A 273-nucleotide genomic window follows, 5' to 3' on the forward strand; every position below is an offset into this window, starting at 1 on the left:
TGGCGAAACCCTTGCTAGTGGCAGTAATGATCAAACGATTAAATTATGGCATTGGCAAACGGGGGAATTTCAGCAAAGTTTAGCGGGACACGAGGATTTTATTTATGGTCTGGCTTGGGCAGAAAACGGGGAAATCCTTGCCAGTGCCAGTACAGACTCCACCGTGCGTCTGTGGGAGGTGAAAACCGGTCGCTGCTGCCAAATTTTACAAGGACATACGGATTGGGTATATGCCGTTACCTTTGTTCCTCGTTCTCCCGATTTGATTGCCAC

The 273-nt window shown here is 48.4% G+C and carries 1 protein-coding gene; it reads left to right on the plus strand.

Annotated features, from left to right (window positions below; genetic code table 11):
• The coding region (locus R0J92_RS23025) for a WD40 repeat domain-containing protein (RefSeq protein ID WP_411053377.1) at positions 1 to 273 on the plus strand (273 nt) is incomplete at both ends.

The organism is Tritonibacter sp. SIMBA_163 (assembly GCF_046535935.1).
Classification (GTDB): Bacteria; Pseudomonadota; Alphaproteobacteria; order Rhodobacterales; family Rhodobacteraceae; genus Epibacterium; species Epibacterium scottomollicae.